General features: G+C 40.8%; 14 protein-coding genes. 2 read left to right on the top strand and 12 right to left on the bottom strand.

The window, feature by feature from the left end; translation table 11 throughout:
- Window positions 1–187 precede the first annotated feature (187 nt).
- The gene (locus tag MKY85_RS05030) at window positions 188–631 is read left to right on the top strand and encodes a hypothetical protein (RefSeq protein WP_342571973.1); all 444 of its coding nucleotides are present in this window, start codon (window positions 188–190) and stop codon (window positions 629–631) included.
- A 46-nt stretch (window positions 632–677) separates the two neighbouring features.
- Here MKY85_RS05030 and MKY85_RS05025 read toward each other — a convergent pair whose 3' ends face one another.
- The 4 genes from MKY85_RS05025 to MKY85_RS05010 all read right to left on the bottom strand — a co-directional run bounded on the left by MKY85_RS05025 (window position 678) and on the right by MKY85_RS05010 (window position 4,464).
- Entirely contained in the window at window positions 678–3,122 is a 2,445-nt protein-coding gene (locus MKY85_RS05025; RefSeq protein WP_342571972.1) for a DEAD/DEAH box helicase family protein, read from the bottom strand.
- Window positions 3,106–3,432, bottom strand: a complete 327-nt coding sequence (locus MKY85_RS05020; protein ID WP_342571971.1) for a nucleoside triphosphate pyrophosphohydrolase — start codon at window positions 3,430–3,432, stop codon at window positions 3,106–3,108. The genes MKY85_RS05025 and MKY85_RS05020 overlap by 17 nt, the downstream gene beginning before the upstream one ends.
- A gap of 99 nt (window positions 3,433–3,531) precedes the next feature.
- Entirely contained in the window at window positions 3,532–3,804 is a 273-nt protein-coding gene (locus MKY85_RS05015) for a hypothetical protein (RefSeq protein ID WP_342571970.1), read from the bottom strand.
- A gap of 144 nt (window positions 3,805–3,948) precedes the next feature.
- A complete protein-coding gene (locus MKY85_RS05010; protein WP_342571969.1) occupies window positions 3,949–4,464 on the bottom strand; it encodes a HEPN domain-containing protein in 516 nt (171 codons plus the stop codon).
- Window positions 4,465–4,605: 141 nt separating this feature from the next.
- Between MKY85_RS05010 and MKY85_RS05005 the strand changes: the two genes are divergently transcribed.
- Window positions 4,606–4,947 (top strand): helix-turn-helix transcriptional regulator, encoded by a 342-nt coding sequence (locus tag MKY85_RS05005; RefSeq protein WP_342571968.1) that lies wholly within the window; start codon window positions 4,606–4,608, stop codon window positions 4,945–4,947.
- 95 nt (window positions 4,948–5,042) lie between these two features.
- On the opposite strand, the gene MKY85_RS05000 is transcribed toward MKY85_RS05005, so the two are convergent.
- From MKY85_RS05000 to MKY85_RS04965, 8 genes are all read right to left on the bottom strand, one after another.
- Window positions 5,043–8,300, bottom strand: coding sequence for a DEAD/DEAH box helicase (locus tag MKY85_RS05000; protein ID WP_342571967.1), 3,258 nt, complete (start codon window positions 8,298–8,300; stop codon window positions 5,043–5,045).
- Window positions 8,301–8,312: 12 nt separating this feature from the next.
- Window positions 8,313–9,500: an RNA polymerase sigma factor RpoD/SigA gene (locus MKY85_RS04995; protein WP_342571966.1), complete on the bottom strand. Its 1,188-nt coding sequence runs from the start codon at window positions 9,498–9,500 to the stop codon at window positions 8,313–8,315.
- A gap of 204 nt (window positions 9,501–9,704) precedes the next feature.
- Window positions 9,705–12,842 carry a DUF3427 domain-containing protein gene (locus tag MKY85_RS04990; protein WP_342571965.1) on the bottom strand — a complete coding sequence of 1,046 codons (3,138 nt, stop codon included), beginning with the start codon at window positions 12,840–12,842 and terminating at the stop codon, window positions 9,705–9,707.
- Between the two features lie 400 nt (window positions 12,843–13,242).
- A complete protein-coding gene (locus MKY85_RS04985) occupies window positions 13,243–13,713 on the bottom strand; it encodes a hypothetical protein (protein WP_342573274.1) in 471 nt (156 codons plus the stop codon).
- A gap of 103 nt (window positions 13,714–13,816) precedes the next feature.
- Entirely contained in the window at window positions 13,817–14,479 is a 663-nt protein-coding gene (locus MKY85_RS04980) for a hypothetical protein (protein ID WP_342571964.1), read from the bottom strand.
- Window positions 14,480–14,573: 94 nt separating this feature from the next.
- Window positions 14,574–15,047 (bottom strand): hypothetical protein, encoded by a 474-nt coding sequence (locus tag MKY85_RS04975; RefSeq protein WP_342571963.1) that lies wholly within the window; start codon window positions 15,045–15,047, stop codon window positions 14,574–14,576.
- Window positions 15,048–15,050: 3 nt separating this feature from the next.
- Complete coding sequence (locus tag MKY85_RS04970; RefSeq protein WP_342571962.1) at window positions 15,051–16,217, bottom strand: WXG100 family type VII secretion target; 1,167 nt, start codon at window positions 16,215–16,217, stop codon at window positions 15,051–15,053.
- 254 nt (window positions 16,218–16,471) lie between these two features.
- Window positions 16,472–16,756 carry a DUF4183 domain-containing protein gene (locus MKY85_RS04965; RefSeq protein WP_091034485.1) on the bottom strand — a complete coding sequence of 95 codons (285 nt, stop codon included), beginning with the start codon at window positions 16,754–16,756 and terminating at the stop codon, window positions 16,472–16,474.
- Window positions 16,757–16,830 lie beyond the last annotated feature (74 nt).

Here is a 16,830-nt window from a genome sequence, read left to right as displayed (position 1 = left end):
GATTCGCCTGATGTAGCGTTTGCTATAGCTTCATTATCCACTTATAAACCACAACTCTCCAAATTTAAAATTCACAGTTACGAAAGAAATTAAGAAGTCCTCCTTTTTTCCTGGTCCATTTGTATTAATGTATATAAATTCCACATAAATAGAAATGTCAGTTTATTAAGTAAAGAGGTGATCATACATGAAAACAAAAAGTGAAAAGCTACCAACTCTCTTTTTACTTATATACGCTGTCCTAATGCTTGTAATTTACAGTATCTATCTATTTTTAGAGAATACCCGATTAAGTCACTCTCAACAATGGCTATCTGAAGGTATCTTAACCCAAGATGATGTTAATTCCATAAGCCAAACCGGAAGATGGACAACCATCTCAGAATCTGCGTTCCTCATTCTATTCGTGATTGCATTCATTTTTGTAATGTATCAATTTCAGAAAAAACCTTTAAAACACTTTCTCATCTTCAATGCAGCATTATTCATTGGGATTGCACTAATTAGTTACGTGGTTTCACTTGCTAGCTCCATGCCGATAGGTAATTCAGTTCAACCCGTTATTATCCCTGCGTTTTTACTTGTTGCCCTGTGTATCTATACGTTATGGAAAACAAGAAATGGAAAATAGAAACCAGACTACATACCATAAAACGGTGTGTAGTCTGGTTTTTCGTTTAACTAGGGTTCCCCCGCTCAAAATACACATGCAACCGATACAGACAAATCTCCTTCGTCCAGCGATACAGCAACGCCCGTTCCTCCGCATCCTGCACCTGCACATTCAGTGAGAACAGGCCATCCTCGAATCGTGTCATGCTGCCCTTTGCCCCGCTCCACATAGACATTGGCATATCAATAATCAGTTTCTCAATCCGTGTTGCCGTCCTCTCGTTCCATTCCCAGAGCGCCAGCTTGTCCTTGTCTGAAAAGTCTTTCCGTTTCCGGTATTCCTTCTCCGTCAGATACGTATGGAAAAATCCAGCCATCTCCCCCGGCGTGATCGGGTCCATCCAATGCGCTTCGCCTCGCTCCAGCATGTACAGTAGCACGATCATCTTGTAGCTTTTGTTCATGATCGTCTTCTCTACATCGCGCAGCCACGCCTCATGCCGGACGTACATTTCTCCCTCGGTCGGGGACAGCAACTCCGCCCAATACAGAAATCCAACATAGGAACCGAATTCGCTCCGATACCCGACACTCTTCGAACGCCCCATGAGGTGCAGCTCCAGATACGTCGGAATACGCCCCAGCTCTCGCTTCACATCCAGAAAATCCTGATGCAGCTTCTCGCGGCGCGGTAACCGTTTGCGGCTCAGCTCCTGGAGCAGGTCCACTACCCGGGTCTCCAGATGAATCCCACAGTTAGCCGGAACCTCAGGCACAGCCGAATCCATCGTTTTTCCGCTTCGCTCCTCATCTCCGCGCACATCCAGAAGGCTCAGCTTCACATCCGCATTCCGGTAGTTTCCGATCAGGTCGATGATGACACAATGCGATTTGCCCTCCGCCAGTCGTAGACCACGCCCCACCTGCTGGGTGAACACGGTGAGTGACTCCGTTGGACGCACGAACAGTAGCGTATCCACACGTGGAATATCCGTCCCTTCGTTGAACAGATCCACCGTCAGCACAACCTCCAGCTCACCCGCATCAAGCTGCCGAATCGCTTCCTCCCGCGACATCTCCGATGTACGCGAATGCAGACTGAGTACCTTCACGCCCTGACTTCGGAAATACGCAGCTACAAAGTCTGCCTGCCGGATCGACGAGCAAAAGCCAATCGTTCTCGTCTGTTTGTGCCGGACCCAGGCTGCATAGATCGTCTCTACGTGCTCCTCTTGCAATTGAACGGCCATGAGCTGTTCCTCATCATACTTTGTCCCGATCCAGCGAATCTGCGAATAATCCGTATCGTCGAATACTCCGTAATATTGAAATGGCGCCAGCCAACCTCGCCGGATCGCTTCAATAAAATGCATCTGATACGCCACATTCCCATCACAGAGTGCATACACATCCTTGCCATCCAGTCGATCCGGGGTCGCCGTAATGCCCAGCAGGAACTTCGGCTGAAAATGCTCAATCACTGACATATATGTCTTCGCCGCCGCATGATGGAACTCATCCACCACGATCAGATCAAATGCATCCACCGCAAAACCATCCCGGTGCTTCTGCATACTCAGCGTAAAGATTGAAGCATACACACAATCCGTGGCTCCATTCTTATACTGTCCGTTATAGATGCCATGACTGCGCTCCGGCATGATCCGTTGAAAAGACCTCTTCGCCTGAAACAGAATCTCTTCCCGGTGCGCCACAAACAACACCCTCCTGAACCGCTGCGCGAAGAAACCCGCCAGATACGTTTTGCCAAGCCCAGTCGCCATAACGACCATCGCCTTGTCGTACTGCTCCTCCATCGTGCCATGAAGTGCTTCGAGGGCATCCAACTGCGCAAATCGCGGTTGAATCGGCACCAGTGACAGCTCGGCGGTCTCTTCCTCCTTGTCCTCTGGCAGACCCGTCCCAAACTCCGCTTCTTCCATCTCCGTAATGCGCTGGATCATCTCCGGATTCTTCTGGTGATATTTGCGGTACTCTTCCTCATACAGTTCAATCGAATCCGGGTTCACCGGCAAGGTTGTCTCGTGGTAGAAGCTCTGCATGAACTTGTCCAACGCCATCTGGAACGTATACGGCTCCGCCTCCGCATTCATCGCGAGATTCCATTCATACCCCGTCTTTAGCGCCGTGAACGAAAAGTTGGACGAGCCGACGATCAGTAGTCCTTCGCCGTTGTCATGATCAAACAAATACGCTTTCGGGTGAAAAGAAGTGCCCATACTTCGCCACAGCCGTGTCTCGATTCGTGGATCGACCTCACACAATGCCCGCAAGCCCTCCGGCTGCGTGATATACAGATAGTCTCCCGCGAGCATTCGTACTTCTGCCCCACGCTCCGCCGCCCGCTTTAAATGCGGCGCAAGTAGCTTCACACCAGACTGCATGATAAAGGACGTCATAATATAAATCCCGGACGCATGCTGCATCCGGGAAATGAGTTCGTCTGCCAAGTTATCTGTAATGAGTTTAACGTTAAGCTTCGTCGACATCGATCAGATACACCCGTTCCTGGAATCCACCGCGCGCCTCGGCTTTGTCTGCCCGCAGCTTATCCAACTGCGCCGCATTCGCTCCATGCACCTCCGCCAGCGCCCGGATCACTTCGAGCATATCGGCCAGTTCTTCCAGCGCTTCCTGATCGCTTCCTGCACTCATGTATTCTTCCGATTCTTCTTGCAGCTTTGTTCTTAGTTCCTGCTTATACTCCTCCGGGTCCAGAATGCTTGTGCGACATTCCTTACCGCTGGATGTAATAATATGCGGAATCTTGTCCCGCACCAATTTGTTGTATGTAGGCATGTGGTATAACATCCTTTCTGCTGTGAGAGCCTTCAAGCCTCGCGCCAGAATCTCCCTTTTTGCCATTATACCATTTGCTATGGGGAGGGATCGGTTGATTTAATAGAAAACGATCAACAAACACACCAACGGGCACGCCGTCAACAATGCCGCTGTAAAACTGATCTGTGCCGCGACTCGTCCTCCGGTAAACTCTTGCCGTGAAAAGAACATCCAGATCGAGAGATACGTAGCGCCTAGTGGAAATGAAATTATCCCTTTAAACGTACTCGGTTCCATATACCCAGTCATCAAGCTTTTACCGATTAGGATTAATGTGACCAATTCCAATATAGATAATATGAAAAACGCGATAGCAATTACTCTTTTCAAGATGTACACCTACTTTCCAGACGCAAAGCAAAGAGCACCCTTTGTATTCTCTGCATCATATATCCTTTATTTGGATGATGTCATCTTATAAGCGTAACATAGATAAATCAAACATATAACCCAAATGATCAATAAAAAAACATCTTACTCTGATGAATCATCCTTCAATCGAGTGGTTAACTCGTCCAATATCTCTTCTGTTCGTTGAAGAAGCTTTTCGATGTTGTTCAGTTCTAGTGGCTGGTCATGTGGGTAATCTACTAGGGAGGACATATGTTGCATCGTACCCATGAACAAGGCAATATCCAATCCGGGTTCAGTGTCCGTATGCACTAAAGGCAAGATTTCATTCATGGTGAGTTCCTTGGGTGGATGTACTGAGTGATACTTATGGATATAAAGCGCCTTAATCATGGAGGCTAGAGCCCAATCACAGAGAATGAGGCAGGCTTTAAACTGATTGTGATTACGCATGATGGTGGCAAGTTTGAGATGATACTTAGCATGTTGGTGATAGTCCAATATTGTAGTATGTAGCATGTGATAAGCAGGAGTTTGTTTGGATCTAGGTTGTGTGGAGATATCATGGTCTTGCGAACGTGGAGTAAAATCTACTTGGTGATTACAATGTGCTTCGGTTATGGACCAATTTCTTGCCATTGTCATCCCTCCAAAGAGTTAATACCAGTATTATACAATAAAATGATACCTATAGTAATCAAATAAATTATTTGTATTCTTCGTTTGGTGTTTACCTTGAGGAAACTTGTCTACACTTTTGAACATAGAGAGGTGAATACCATGAACGAGGACAGAGAAGTTTTGAAGCTGGTCGGAGCCAGAATTCGCGCACTACGCAAAGAAAGAGGGTATTCACAGGAATCCCTCGGAGAAAAAGGTGGATTTCATTTTTCATACATAGGACAGATCGAACGTGGAGAAAAGAACGTTTCTTTGGTGAATTTAGCAAAGATCGCTGAGTCACTTGAAGTAAATCTAATGCAGCTCTTCGCTTATGTTGATGAAGACATTCACTTCACAGAGTCAGAAGTAGTTATACAGGAGATTGTAGCCATGCTGAGAGATGCTTCCCCGGACAGTATTCATCTAACTAAAAATGTGATACGTGAAATTTTAAAGTGATCTTGAACATATAAAAAAACAAAGGCAAGGCAGCTAGTAAGCTGCTTTGCCTTTATATTGTAACGTTTCATACAATAAGATTCTGATTTATGAAATCAAACTCTAAAAGTTGAAGATAATACTTCATCTGGAATTTTCCCTAGAAAATAATCTTCTATTAAATCCCAAAATTCTTCAGAATTCACTTCTCGTTCAAATAAAAAGTTGAGCATAGAAACAGACAGCCTGTGTCTATTATACACATTTTCTAATATTCTATTATTATACATTGAAGGGTTAGCGACTATTCTCTCTAAATGAGCCTTAGAATTTATACGTATGAATATTTCAGGATTATCTCCTCCATTTATTTGATATAATACCAACCCAAGTGATTCGAGTAGTCCAAGATGTAGAAAAACTTTTTCTTGTTCTGTGTCTATGGACTTTGGCAAAAAGACTTCATATTGACTCTCCGTTTTTTTTATTAAATTTTTGTGTCTTAAAAGTTGAAGGGTTTCACTCTGTATCCAATCTATAAAGCTAGAGTAGCCTGTACTAGTAAAATAATATTCTTTGTCTTTTTGTTCCGAGTTACGCTTAAGAAATTGAGTATAGAAGTTATTTTTTTTTCTCATGAGTCGATCATAACTATAGGCACTATTCATTATTATCTCTGCAAGATTCTCATTGCTATATAATGATCCTTTAAATTTATTTTTAATTTTTTTTGCTAGATCATTTACGGAAAAATAAGTTTGATTCATAGCATAATCACTAAACCATTCTGCAATAGCATCAGTCCATAAACTCAAAGAACTAAGCATTCTACTGGCATCTGTTTCTTTTATATCTAAGTCTAATTTCATAACAGAAATAAAATACTGACTGAAAGGCATATCTTTACTATATTCTTTATTAAAAAACAGTCTTTTAAAATTAGGAAACGAAATACTAGAATAATGATCAATCCACATTTGCTTCATGTTTAATGCATATACATCCCCATTTTTCCTGTTTTCAGATAATTTCCGAACGTTATTAAAATATATAGAATATTTAGCAGGTATGGTTGTCCATGTTTCCCTAGTAATAATAAAATACTCTTTGGCGAACACACTACGTGGTCTGGCTACTATTGGCGAATATTGTACTTTTAAATTAAAGTCTTTCTCGATTATCAAGAGAGCAGTCTTAACTTTGTGGTCAAAGTTTTCTTCCTCATTTTCTGATCCTGTCTGAAAAATATATCTAAATTCATCTGCGCTAACTAGAATATTCCTTATATTACCTTCTTTTTGCTTTTCTAAGATGTTTAGAATTTTTGAAATCACTTGAACTAACTGATTTTTACGAATTGTTGAAATTCCATGAAGTCGTTGAACATGAACGAAATCTTTGGGTAAAAAATCAAAGTACGCATAACCAAACTCAAGATTTCGGGCTACACGACCTATTTCCTGAACATAATCACATACATTCCCAGTAGGTGCGAAATGATATACATTTTCAATATCTGGGATGTCAATCCCCATACCAAAAGCTTTTGTTGCAAGCATTATACAGGATTCACTTCTTTTAAAACTTAAGTAATTTTCATTTTTTTCTTCTTTATTCAAAGGACCATAATATTTTGTAAGGCTCTCTCTCAATTTTAAACTACCGTAGATTTCACAATAAGCATAAAAATCATTAATTAACCTTATACCGGGGAAATATACAAGTGTCTTACTCTCTTCATGGACAAATTTTTCAAGTCTGATTAACATTATTTTTTTCTTTTCAGCTAAATACTCATTGTACTTTCTTTCCTCATCCTTTTTCTTTTTTTTTATTCTAATTTCGATATTATCACGTTTAATGTAGCCGAAATAACTAATAGGTATATTTAATCCGAGACTATCTCTAGTTTCAGTGTACATATCTTCAATTCCACCATATATCGCAGTTGCTGTAAATGTTGCAACAGGAAACTTTTTTTCTTTTCTGAGTTTGTTTAAATAATTTCCCAAGTACCAATAATCTGATCGAAATGCTTTCCCCCATGTTGTCACAATATGTGCCTCGTCAATGACAAATAATCCAATTGGTCTTTCACCAATAAGCATTGTTATATCAGACCTGCTTAACAAAGTTTCCGGTGAAATATATAATATGTTAATTTCTCCATTTTTTATACTTTCAGCAGTCTGCATTCTTTCAATCGGCGAAATTGAAGAATTAATAGTTGCTGACATATTTATATTTTTTTGTTGTAAACCCTCCACTTGATCAGTCATTAAACCGATCAATGGTGTTATTACAATAGTTACTGCCTGGTATTTGTCAGCAAGATATATTGCTGGTATTTGAAACATCAAAGATTTTCCTGCTCCAGTAGGAGATGTAACAAATACATCTCGATAACTCTCTCCACTTAAAGCACGTCCTGCTTGTTGTACAATGTCGTCTATAATCTGTCCCTGGGATACCTCAATAGTATTTTTGTTGTGTCTGATCTCATGTATATTCTCATAAATACGTAAATTTCTAAATTGTTCGAATTTCCAATATTTTTTCAAGATACTTAGATATTCACTTTCATTCAAATCTTGTTTTTCTTCAATAGTCTTAGAAATAAGCTCAATCTGATAATTATCTTCATAATTTTTTTGTAAAGTTCTCAATCTGTCTAAGTAATTATTTGTATAACATTCTAAATCACCTGAAAATGCAACTTTAATAATACCAGGAGGGAAAGAGTGAGAAATTACTTTCCCTAAAAAAGATATGAATGAAGTTTCATCGTCAGATAACTCTATCTCAGCCTCTTCATAAGTACTTTGTGAACGGATTGGATTTAATTGAGCAGATTGGTAAAATTCAATTTCATTTAAATGTCCAAAATCATCAGAATATGTAACATATGGTCCACCATCAATGACTTTATAATTACCATAATATTTTTGAATTAAACTTACCTGTTCATTCCCATTGTCATCTTCTTCAGGTTCATCCTCTGAAAGAAATGTGTACATACTATTAATATTCTCAATATCATAAACACTAGGAAAAGTAAGATGATATAAGTTGTTTTTTACAACTTTGATCTCAAAATACAAATTAATAATTGACCAGTCTAACATAATCAACTCTTCAAAAGTACACCATACTAATGTATTAGAAGTACCCGCTCCTTTAGATATCGCTTCTAACAAAGCATCTTTCTTAGAATTATCTAATTGTTGAATGGAACAATTTAAAGAAATTTTAAGTAATTTTTCATAAGGAACTTGTTTAAGAAAACTCCTGCTAAATCCCTTAAAAACTATTAAGTGTTTGTTTTCTGAACCTAACTTTTCATAAAGTCTCTGTAAACTTTGATTAAAATTCATACTCTATCTCCTTTAGAATGAAATTTTAGCTTTGATGGCTATTTTATGTAACCTTTTTAGTGCCTTTGATTCAATTTGTCTGATACGTTCTCGAGTTAAATTATAAACAAGTCCAATTTCTTCTAAAGTTTTTGGAAAGTCATCATTTAAACCAAATCTTAAAATCAAAATATTTTTCTGGCGCTCATCTAAATATTCTAAGAGACCTAAGATGTTCTTTGAAACTATTTTTTTTTCAAACACAAGAGCAGGATCATTGTATTCTAAGGGGACTTCAGACAAAAGTTCCAATCTATCATTAGGTAAAAACTCAAGTATTTCTGTTTCTTGTCCCTCACCTCCTACAGGACTATTAATTGACATTAAATTCAAAAACCTATGTTCAGCTAATTTCAACATGTAATACTTATCTATAGAGATGCCTAATTCTGAACAAATATTATTTACCATTTCTAATGTACCATCAAAAGATTTTTTTGTTTCCAATCTCTTTAAACTGATAATTTTCTCAAGAAAATGTACAGGAATTCGTACATTTGTTCCTTTGCTCATAATCGCCCGTATAATTGATTGCTTAATCCAATGAACTGCATATGTCGAAAACTGCGTCTCTTTATTGTGATCAAAACGATTGATTGCTTTTAGCAATCCAATATTCCCTTCGCTAATTAAATCCCCTTCCGATAAATCATGCATCATATAGTTCTTATACTTACTAACCATCTTCAAGACTAGCTTCTGATTGATATAAATTAGTTGTTCTAATGCCTGAATATTCGCAGTCTGATGAAATATTTTAATCAAATTCAAATTTTCTGTATAAAAATTAAAATTATCTTTAAAATATGATTTTTGATTTGGTTCTTTTTTTATATCTGTAACAGGACTGCTAGGCATTAGGCTCATAGATAAAATATCTTCAATTGATAAATCATCATCCCCAGACTTTTTCGAATCCGTATCATAAGAAGTATTTTCTAAATTACTGGAGCAGTCTGTCGGTGATAGAGCGATATCAATCTGTATAGATCTATATTCTTTGAGTAAAAGAAATTCATGAACTGTATTAGACTGGATAGATATATTCAAGCTCTCTTCTATCTTCTTCTTCGCTTTAGAAAGAAGAATGGGTCTTTTTACAGGAAAGACTATTTCAAACCAGTTTAATTGGATAATCAGTTCGTTAATAGATAAGCTCATATCTAACACACTACCTTTCTCAGAAAAATAGCATCCATTATTGCCAACCAAACATCAGTTTCATAAAAGCTCATCTTAAGCTGCTGATTACCTAGCCTCTTAACTAGAGTTCAAGCATATACATAACCTGCTATTTTAAATATAAACCGAGCTTTCAATCTCATCAATTACAATATTAAGTTTACAAACCATTTTTCTTCAATCTCAAACAATACACTTATTCGCCACCGCCACCATCTTCGCAGGCATCTCTTCCCTTAATCGCCATACAAAGCTCATCGGCTTGTTTCCCTCATGACTCACATAATCCGCTTCGCCCAAGAAGACAAATGGAGACGTATAGCCATGCTCCTCCTTATACTCTCGTACGAACAGCACGATCCGGTTACCTGTCTCGCGGTGATGAATATACCGTTGTGCGGTAGCCGTATGCTCCGACACCCGACTCTGAGTCTGCCAATGGAAGAGACGCTCGTTGATCGCATAATCCTCATACAGCGTAGATGGTGAGAAATCTTTGTCCGACTTGTTCAATGTAATGAAGAAGACATCCGTCTGCTCATCGGCAAAATACTTCACGCCTTCACGGAAGGCGGGTGATTGCTGGGCATTCCAATAACCGAAGGCGGCAAGCACTTGGTCCATGGAGTACATACAGTGGATATCCAGTGGACAAGTGTACGGGAACGAATTACTTTTATCCACAAATCGCAGATGAGCCAGATTATATTTGAAAATATCCACAAGCTCTGCTCGGAATGCTTCACAAGACAGCACACGCTGCACACCTTCTTCGATGCTGCTCAACCCTAGTTTCTCAGGCGCGGCCCGGTGGAAAGTGTAATAGAACATGGTGAGCATACGCTGTTCATCAGCGTTGGTCGGTTCTTTCCCTTTTTCAATGTAGTCAATCAGGAACGTCAGCCAGCTTCGGGAGTTGATCGTCAGCACAGATGGCAATCTGCGGATGTACTCATCCTGCTCACTCTCGATTGGCTCTGTCAGTCCGGCTTCGGCCAACATACCCCTGAAATACCTTTTCCCCGTACGTCCACCATACAATTCAACTAGTGTCATCCCGTGATGTTCCACAAAATGAGCCAGTGTCAGCGGCAGTCCAGTGTCTTGCTGGAACGTTTGCAGCTTCTGGATCAACGCTCTGCGATTACGACTCATCTGCTTGAGGTTGCGCATGACGTATTCCTTCGCTTGTTTTTCCAATTGAATGAACGTGCCACGTGGCAGGTTCGAGAAGCCATTCTCGACGTAGTACGAGATGGAATGTTTGGTAGCGCCGATCAGAGCGCGGAATTTATCCTGGAACCTGTACTCCTGATGCGCTTGTCCGATGAAGTCGAGCACGGTCAGGCACTCTTTGCCATCCGCCATCCGTAGTCCACGTCCCAACTGTTGCAGGAATACGGTCAGACTTTCGGTAGGACGCAGGAACAGAATGGTGTTCACCTCAGGGATATCCACGCCCTCATTGTACAGATCCACGACAAACACCATGCGCAGTTCCCCATTCACCAGCTGTCCTTTCGCAGAATGACGTTCCTGTTCACTCGACCCGCCATGCAGGGCTATGGATGGAATGCCGGCTTCGTTAAATATTTTTGCCATATACATTGCATGATCCACCCCTACGCAGAACCCAAGCCCCTTCACATCGTCCAGATCGGTTACGTATTTGTTCAGACTTTGGATGATCTGGTTGGCACGGATTTTGTTATGAGTATAGAGCTTCTCCAGTTCGTTCAGATCGTAGCCTTTGCGCGACCACTTTACCTGGGATAGATCGACAGTATCGGTGACGCCAAAATACTGGAAGGGACTCAGTAGTTTCCGGTCAATGGCATCAGTTAGGCGGATCTCGGCGGCAATCGTATGATCGAAGTAGGCGGTAATGTCTTTGCCATCCATCCGTTCAGGCGTAGCAGTGAGTCCGAGTAGAATCTGCGGTTCGTAATGGGACAACAGTTTCTGGTACGAAGGCGCTGCGGCATGGTGGAATTCATCCACAATGATGTAATCGTAGTAGTCTCGGCTGGTGATCTCCGTCAGCTTCATAGCGTTAAGGCTCTGAATGCTAACAAACAAGTGGTCCAGCGCCTCTGCTCGGTGATTTCCGACATGCAGCTCGCCAAAGTTCATATCCTTCAGGATATACCGGAACGTGTCCCGGCTCTGCTTCAAAATTTCTCCCCGATGGGCGACAAAAAGCAACTTTGCTCCCGCATGGCTCGCACGGAAACGCTTATAATCGAAGGCTGAAATGACCGTTTTGCCAACGCCTGTGGCGGCGACGATTAGGTTGCGGATTCGTCCATACAGCGTACGCTCGGCGTGCAGCTGTTCCAGCACTTCTTTTTGATAATCGTAAGGCTGAATGTCGAGGTGAAAGTGGTTAGAATGATCTTTTTTACGATTCAGAGCTGCCTTCAACTGTGCCTCATGTCCTTCATTCTCAGCCACATATCGGGTGAATTCGCGGTCATTCCAGTAGCTTTCGAAGGTCGCTTCAATCTTGCGCAGCACGTCGAGTGAATCCTTCTCCGTCACCTTAAGGTTCCACTCCATACCACTGGTCAGCGCCGGGTTGGACAGGTTGGAAGAGCCGACATAGGCGGTGGTGAATCCAGTATCACGGTGGAAAATGTACGTTTTGGCGTGCAGTCGGGTCACTTTGGTATCATACGAAATCTGGATTTCGGTGTTAGGTAATTTGCTAAGTTCAGTTATAGCCTTGAGGTCGGTTGCTTCCATATAGGTGGTCGTGATGATCCGCAGTTTCCCACCGCCCGCTGTGAATTGTTGAAGCTGTTCCAGTAGCAGGCGAAGCCCACTGAATTTGATAAATGACACCAACCAATCGATCCGATCGGCGGTCATGATCTCCTTCTGCAACTCCAATAACATACTCGGTTCGGATTTTGCACCTGTGAATAAAGAGCTTTGGGAGATCGGTGTATCTGGACGAATGATTCGGGTATCCCGGACCGCACGAATGCTGTTCAGCTTGGAATACACATGGGTCAACACTTCCCCCTGCTCATCGAGTTGCAATTCGTTGTACTCTTCTTCCCCTAGTGTGCCTTTGAGGGTAGCAATGATCTCATTACATGTTCGGATCTGCGCCAACACTGCCGTCTTATCTTCCGTCTGTTCCCGCACAATCTTGAGCGCTCGCCGGGTCACCGCCGCCAAATACGTGGACAGCAGTTTGCGTGCTTCCTCTGCATCCAGCTTCTCGGTTCCAATGTTATACACATCCTGGTCCAGCGCCGAAATCTCCTGTCTGGTGATCGTATTGATAAGCTGTTCATATATGCCTTGTTTCATGAATATACCTCGTGTGGGTGTAGGATAGTTGTGGATCGTTCTCTATGTATATGGTGATCTAAAAATTGCTTCTTCTATATTATCGACCAATTGGTGGAAGATTTCATTAGTTGTTTGATTTCATAGGAAAAAGCACCTCTACTTTTGGTTTGGTAGAAGTGCCTGAATCTTAATTATGTGTTTCACTCAAATGTTGTTTGGATCTATATAACACCAATTATTATTGTAGGATGCCTTTATCTGTTTCATATCTTCTAGATTGTAAAACCAATCTTCTTCAATCCATACTCTTGCATCTGGGAATTCATTCAGAAAAGCAAAAAGGAATTTAAATAATAAATCCTCATTATCATCAAAGTCATCAGAAACAGTTTGAAATTTCGAAATGAACTTAAACCAGCTATTGCATAGACTCATTTTCTATATTTTCAACTTCTAACATCTTCTGTTCAACCCATTTCATAACCATTTCTGCCTCCTCTAGAGCAATCACTCCCCTTTTGCTTTTAAATTTGTAAGTTTCATAAGCCCATAGTAATATAATTTTCACAAATTCAACCGTCTCTAACTTACAGATCGGTTCAACTTCATCTTCTTCCTCATCGTAAAATGGATCTTCAATTATTGTATAGTCTTTATGTGATATGACGCTGGATGCATTTCCTCCATGTCTATATTCGGGTATCTCCCCCCTTAACAAATCAAGATAATTCTCAATATCTTTCTTCAAATCTTCATATCTCCAAGGTATATCAGATCCTAAGGGATCACTTATCATACTGGCGAACTCTAGTGTTTTTTCCTCGTCAAAATCCAATACAACCATATTAAATTCATCCATATATTTCAGTTTATAATTATATTTTATCATCACGAATTTAGCTCCAATTCAGTATATTGGGTATAGTCGCAATTCAGATACTGTCTATCATAGTTAAAGTATTTTTAATTCACACAGCTATGCGGATATTTCATCATTCGTACCTTGGATTCAAAGCCTCTCTCCAAACGTCATCATCAACAAAATCTAGATTATTCTCTTGAAAATAATTTCGGGTCTCTTGCTCCAGATCATTCAATATTTTGGGCCAATCCTTTTCGTTTGTATCCTTGGATTCAAAATCCCCAACAATGTTCAGCCATCGCTGATTTAAATGCTGATACTCCTCAATTCTAGCCTTAAGTTCAGCTGTTACAGGATAAATGGCTATATCCAGCCTCACGAATGTCATTCCCATACGGTGAAGGGTAAGTGGCATTATGTCTTCTGGAGCTAAGCCAGCTGTGAATAATGCTGCAGGTTTGACCAACCAATTGGCTTCTTGACTGAAACTTAGATTCATCAAATTATACTTATTGATTATCTGTATCATATCTGTAAAGTTATAATAAAGCTGGCTAGCCTGCTCTCCATCCTCGACCATCTCGTTTGTTATTTTGTCATTCTCCAGTATTCGGTTAAATAAACTATCATTATTGATAATCGCACTCTTCAGATCAACAAGATCTTGGCGGACATTCATCGTTAGATACTGTTCATACATTCTTTTCTCTTTATAAAAGCTATAGGTTAGAATAAGTAAGATCACAAAGGCAGTACAACATCCGATCATCAAAAGTCGTTTTTTTAGTATCATAGCAAGCTGTTCTCCTAATTTTTTTATAGTAAGAAGCACCTCTACGTTTGTGTGGTAGAAGTGCCTTTAAGTAGTTCATTTACCTGCTGCTTCTTTAGCTTGGTAGCTCCTTTTTAATATAAGGACGGTCAAGTAGTAGAAGAATCTTTGAAGTTAGATATTCTGTTTGATATTCATCCAACCGATTATTGACCGTCAACAGACCATTTTCCATTCTAAGCAGTTGTGTAGAACCATCTTCTAGGAACAAAAGATTACCCTCAGTATGTTTTATAAGCTTACTAATAATTCTGAACATATGCTCTATACCTTCTGAAAAAGTACTACCAAACAATTGAGTTCTAATGCATACATTCACATCTAAGTTATAATGCTTTTTAACAAAAGTGATATCAGAAATATCCTCAATTTCAAGAAACAACGTAAAAAATCTGCAGCCAATCACTATTTCATCTTCATTTATTTGGAAAGAAGCTTTCTCATTAACCAATTTAGTCACATATCGCTCGATCAGCTCCCCCAAAGAATTATGATCGAGCTTACTTTGTAAAAATAATTCATAGTCCATCTATTAATCCTCCCCAAACACCCGTGTTATGTTGCCGTCCTTAACGAATAAAATCTCTTTCAGATTTTTCAAATCTCCCGTTGGATTTGCTTTTCTGATAATTCCTTGACTAAGTTCACTAACTTTTTCAGTGGGAAATTCATCTAGGTTAACAACGATTCTTTCTGCTTGCGTTTTAGTTTTCGTTGCTATATTTCGAAGAATATTATCTACGTTTGCATCTTCCTTGGGCGAGTAACAGTCAAAAACCTTACCCTGAATTAAAAAGTCAGGATTAGAAGTTGCCTTGATTCCATAGCCATTTCCGCCATTTATTTCGTCTAACATTTTGATTTCATAACCTTGTTCGGCTGAGAAATCAGCAGTTTCATTTTGTTTTTTTATCCCGTGGGAATCACCTACTCCATAATTCCCAGTTGGTTTACTTCCCTTTGGTAAAGTAGGCTCAGTCATATCTCTATCACCGGTCCCACCGTTCCCCTTGTCCGATTCCTTCTTACCTCCACCTGATCCACCCAGATCAGTATGCTTATCATCCATCGAACGAAATGCTTTGCCAAACAAAACATACGCCAGGGCCTGTCCTGTCATCGCGCCACCGTAATATCCTGCTCCACTCTCATCAATCTGTTTCTTCTGGTCTTCTACAAATTGCTCTATGTCAGACCTCGCGGTCCCCGTACCCCAAGCGGTATCCCATGCAAACTGAATACCACGCCCAACGTCTATAACTTTGCCCACGGTCATGGCATATGCCACACTGCCTATTGTACTGAATGGGTTAGCGAAGAATGCTTCTGCCTTCTGGCCCATTCCCGTTATTGTTTCTCCTATGGATTTATCAAGCAGTCCTACAGCGAAATTGCGCTTCAGCTCTTCTGGGATGTACAATGCCACCTCGCCTGAGCCGTCCGTTGTTCTAAAGTTCATGGCGATAAACGTAAACTCATTCTGGATCTTGTCCAATAGCCCGAGTGTAGTCGGGAACACTTCTTTTGCCTGCATAAAATCCCAGAAGAAACGCTCTCCGGTCACACCCGACCAATCGGATTGCAACATATAGATGGATTTCTCCAGTTCCCAGACCATTCGCTCCAGTTCCTGTTTCTTCTGCTGGACCAATCGAGCTTTCTCGTCCAACACATCGGGATGTACCTGAATACGTTGCATCCTATCTTCACCCGCCAACCTGACCATAGTTTATGTACCTAAATTTTAACAAGTGAGAGTGAGGATTGGAATCAAACGGAAGGATCATTTCCTCAGAGGTTATCCGGTAGTTGGGCAACATCCTTGGGTAACCATTTTTGCACATTAATGCATGAATCAATACCGTTATGTCGACGGGAGTCTTGTACAAAAAGAACGACTTCTATACAGATAGAAGTCGCACAAGATAACGATACAGCATGATTATATCTTCTTTAAGACACTACAAATTGTACGACAATTGGAGTCCCATCGTTCAATGCATCTCCACCGGGAATTGTAATTGTAGTCGTCGTAGCAGAGGATGTATCTGCTGTTTGCATAAGGCCATTAATATAAAGATTGTAGTAGTTGTAGGTGCCTGGAAATGCGGTTGCAGCTACACCCGCGTCGTTTGTAAAGGCAGTCGCAGCTATCGCAAACGTCGCTCCAGTCCCGGTTCCATCACCAATGGTTGCAGCAAATCTCAAACTGTTCTGAAATGGTGTCACGAGTGGCATGTTTCTCACCTCCTACCTAACATAGTATATGTGGTAGATTCGAGCGCAGTGAGGGCAAAGGAACCGGTAGACAA

It is taken from the genome of Paenibacillus sp. FSL R5-0749 (assembly GCF_038595085.1).
Taxonomy (GTDB): Bacteria; Bacillota; Bacilli; order Paenibacillales; family Paenibacillaceae; genus Paenibacillus.
This window is presented reverse-complemented; position numbering and strand designations above follow the sequence as displayed.

What these genes read in the sequence shown, in the direction of transcription:
- MKY85_RS04970 (WP_342571962.1), bottom strand. Translation starts at nt 16,217, where the DNA reads ATGCAACGTATTCAGGTACATCCCGATGTGTTGGACGAGAAAGCTCGA.
- MKY85_RS05025 (WP_342571972.1), bottom strand. Translation starts at nt 3,122, where the DNA reads ATGTCGACGAAGCTTAACGTTAAACTCATTACAGATAACTTGGCAGAC.
- MKY85_RS04990 (WP_342571965.1), bottom strand. Translation starts at nt 12,842, where the DNA reads ATGAAACAAGGCATATATGAACAGCTTATCAATACGATCACCAGACAG.
- MKY85_RS05000 (WP_342571967.1), bottom strand. Translation starts at nt 8,300, where the DNA reads ATGAATTTTAATCAAAGTTTACAGAGACTTTATGAAAAGTTAGGTTCA.
- MKY85_RS05005 (WP_342571968.1), top strand. Translation starts at nt 4,606, where the DNA reads ATGAACGAGGACAGAGAAGTTTTGAAGCTGGTCGGAGCCAGAATTCGC.
- MKY85_RS04975 (WP_342571963.1), bottom strand. Translation starts at nt 15,047, where the DNA reads ATGGACTATGAATTATTTTTACAAAGTAAGCTCGATCATAATTCTTTG.
- MKY85_RS04980 (WP_342571964.1), bottom strand. Translation starts at nt 14,479, where the DNA reads ATGATACTAAAAAAACGACTTTTGATGATCGGATGTTGTACTGCCTTT.
- MKY85_RS05010 (WP_342571969.1), bottom strand. Translation starts at nt 4,464, where the DNA reads ATGGCAAGAAATTGGTCCATAACCGAAGCACATTGTAATCACCAAGTA.
- MKY85_RS05030 (WP_342571973.1), top strand. Translation starts at nt 188, where the DNA reads ATGAAAACAAAAAGTGAAAAGCTACCAACTCTCTTTTTACTTATATAC.
- MKY85_RS05020 (WP_342571971.1), bottom strand. Translation starts at nt 3,432, where the DNA reads ATGCCTACATACAACAAATTGGTGCGGGACAAGATTCCGCATATTATT.
- MKY85_RS04985 (WP_342573274.1), bottom strand. Translation starts at nt 13,713, where the DNA reads ATGATAAAATATAATTATAAACTGAAATATATGGATGAATTTAATATG.
- MKY85_RS04965 (WP_091034485.1), bottom strand. Translation starts at nt 16,756, where the DNA reads ATGCCACTCGTGACACCATTTCAGAACAGTTTGAGATTTGCTGCAACC.
- MKY85_RS04995 (WP_342571966.1), bottom strand. Translation starts at nt 9,500, where the DNA reads ATGAGCTTATCTATTAACGAACTGATTATCCAATTAAACTGGTTTGAA.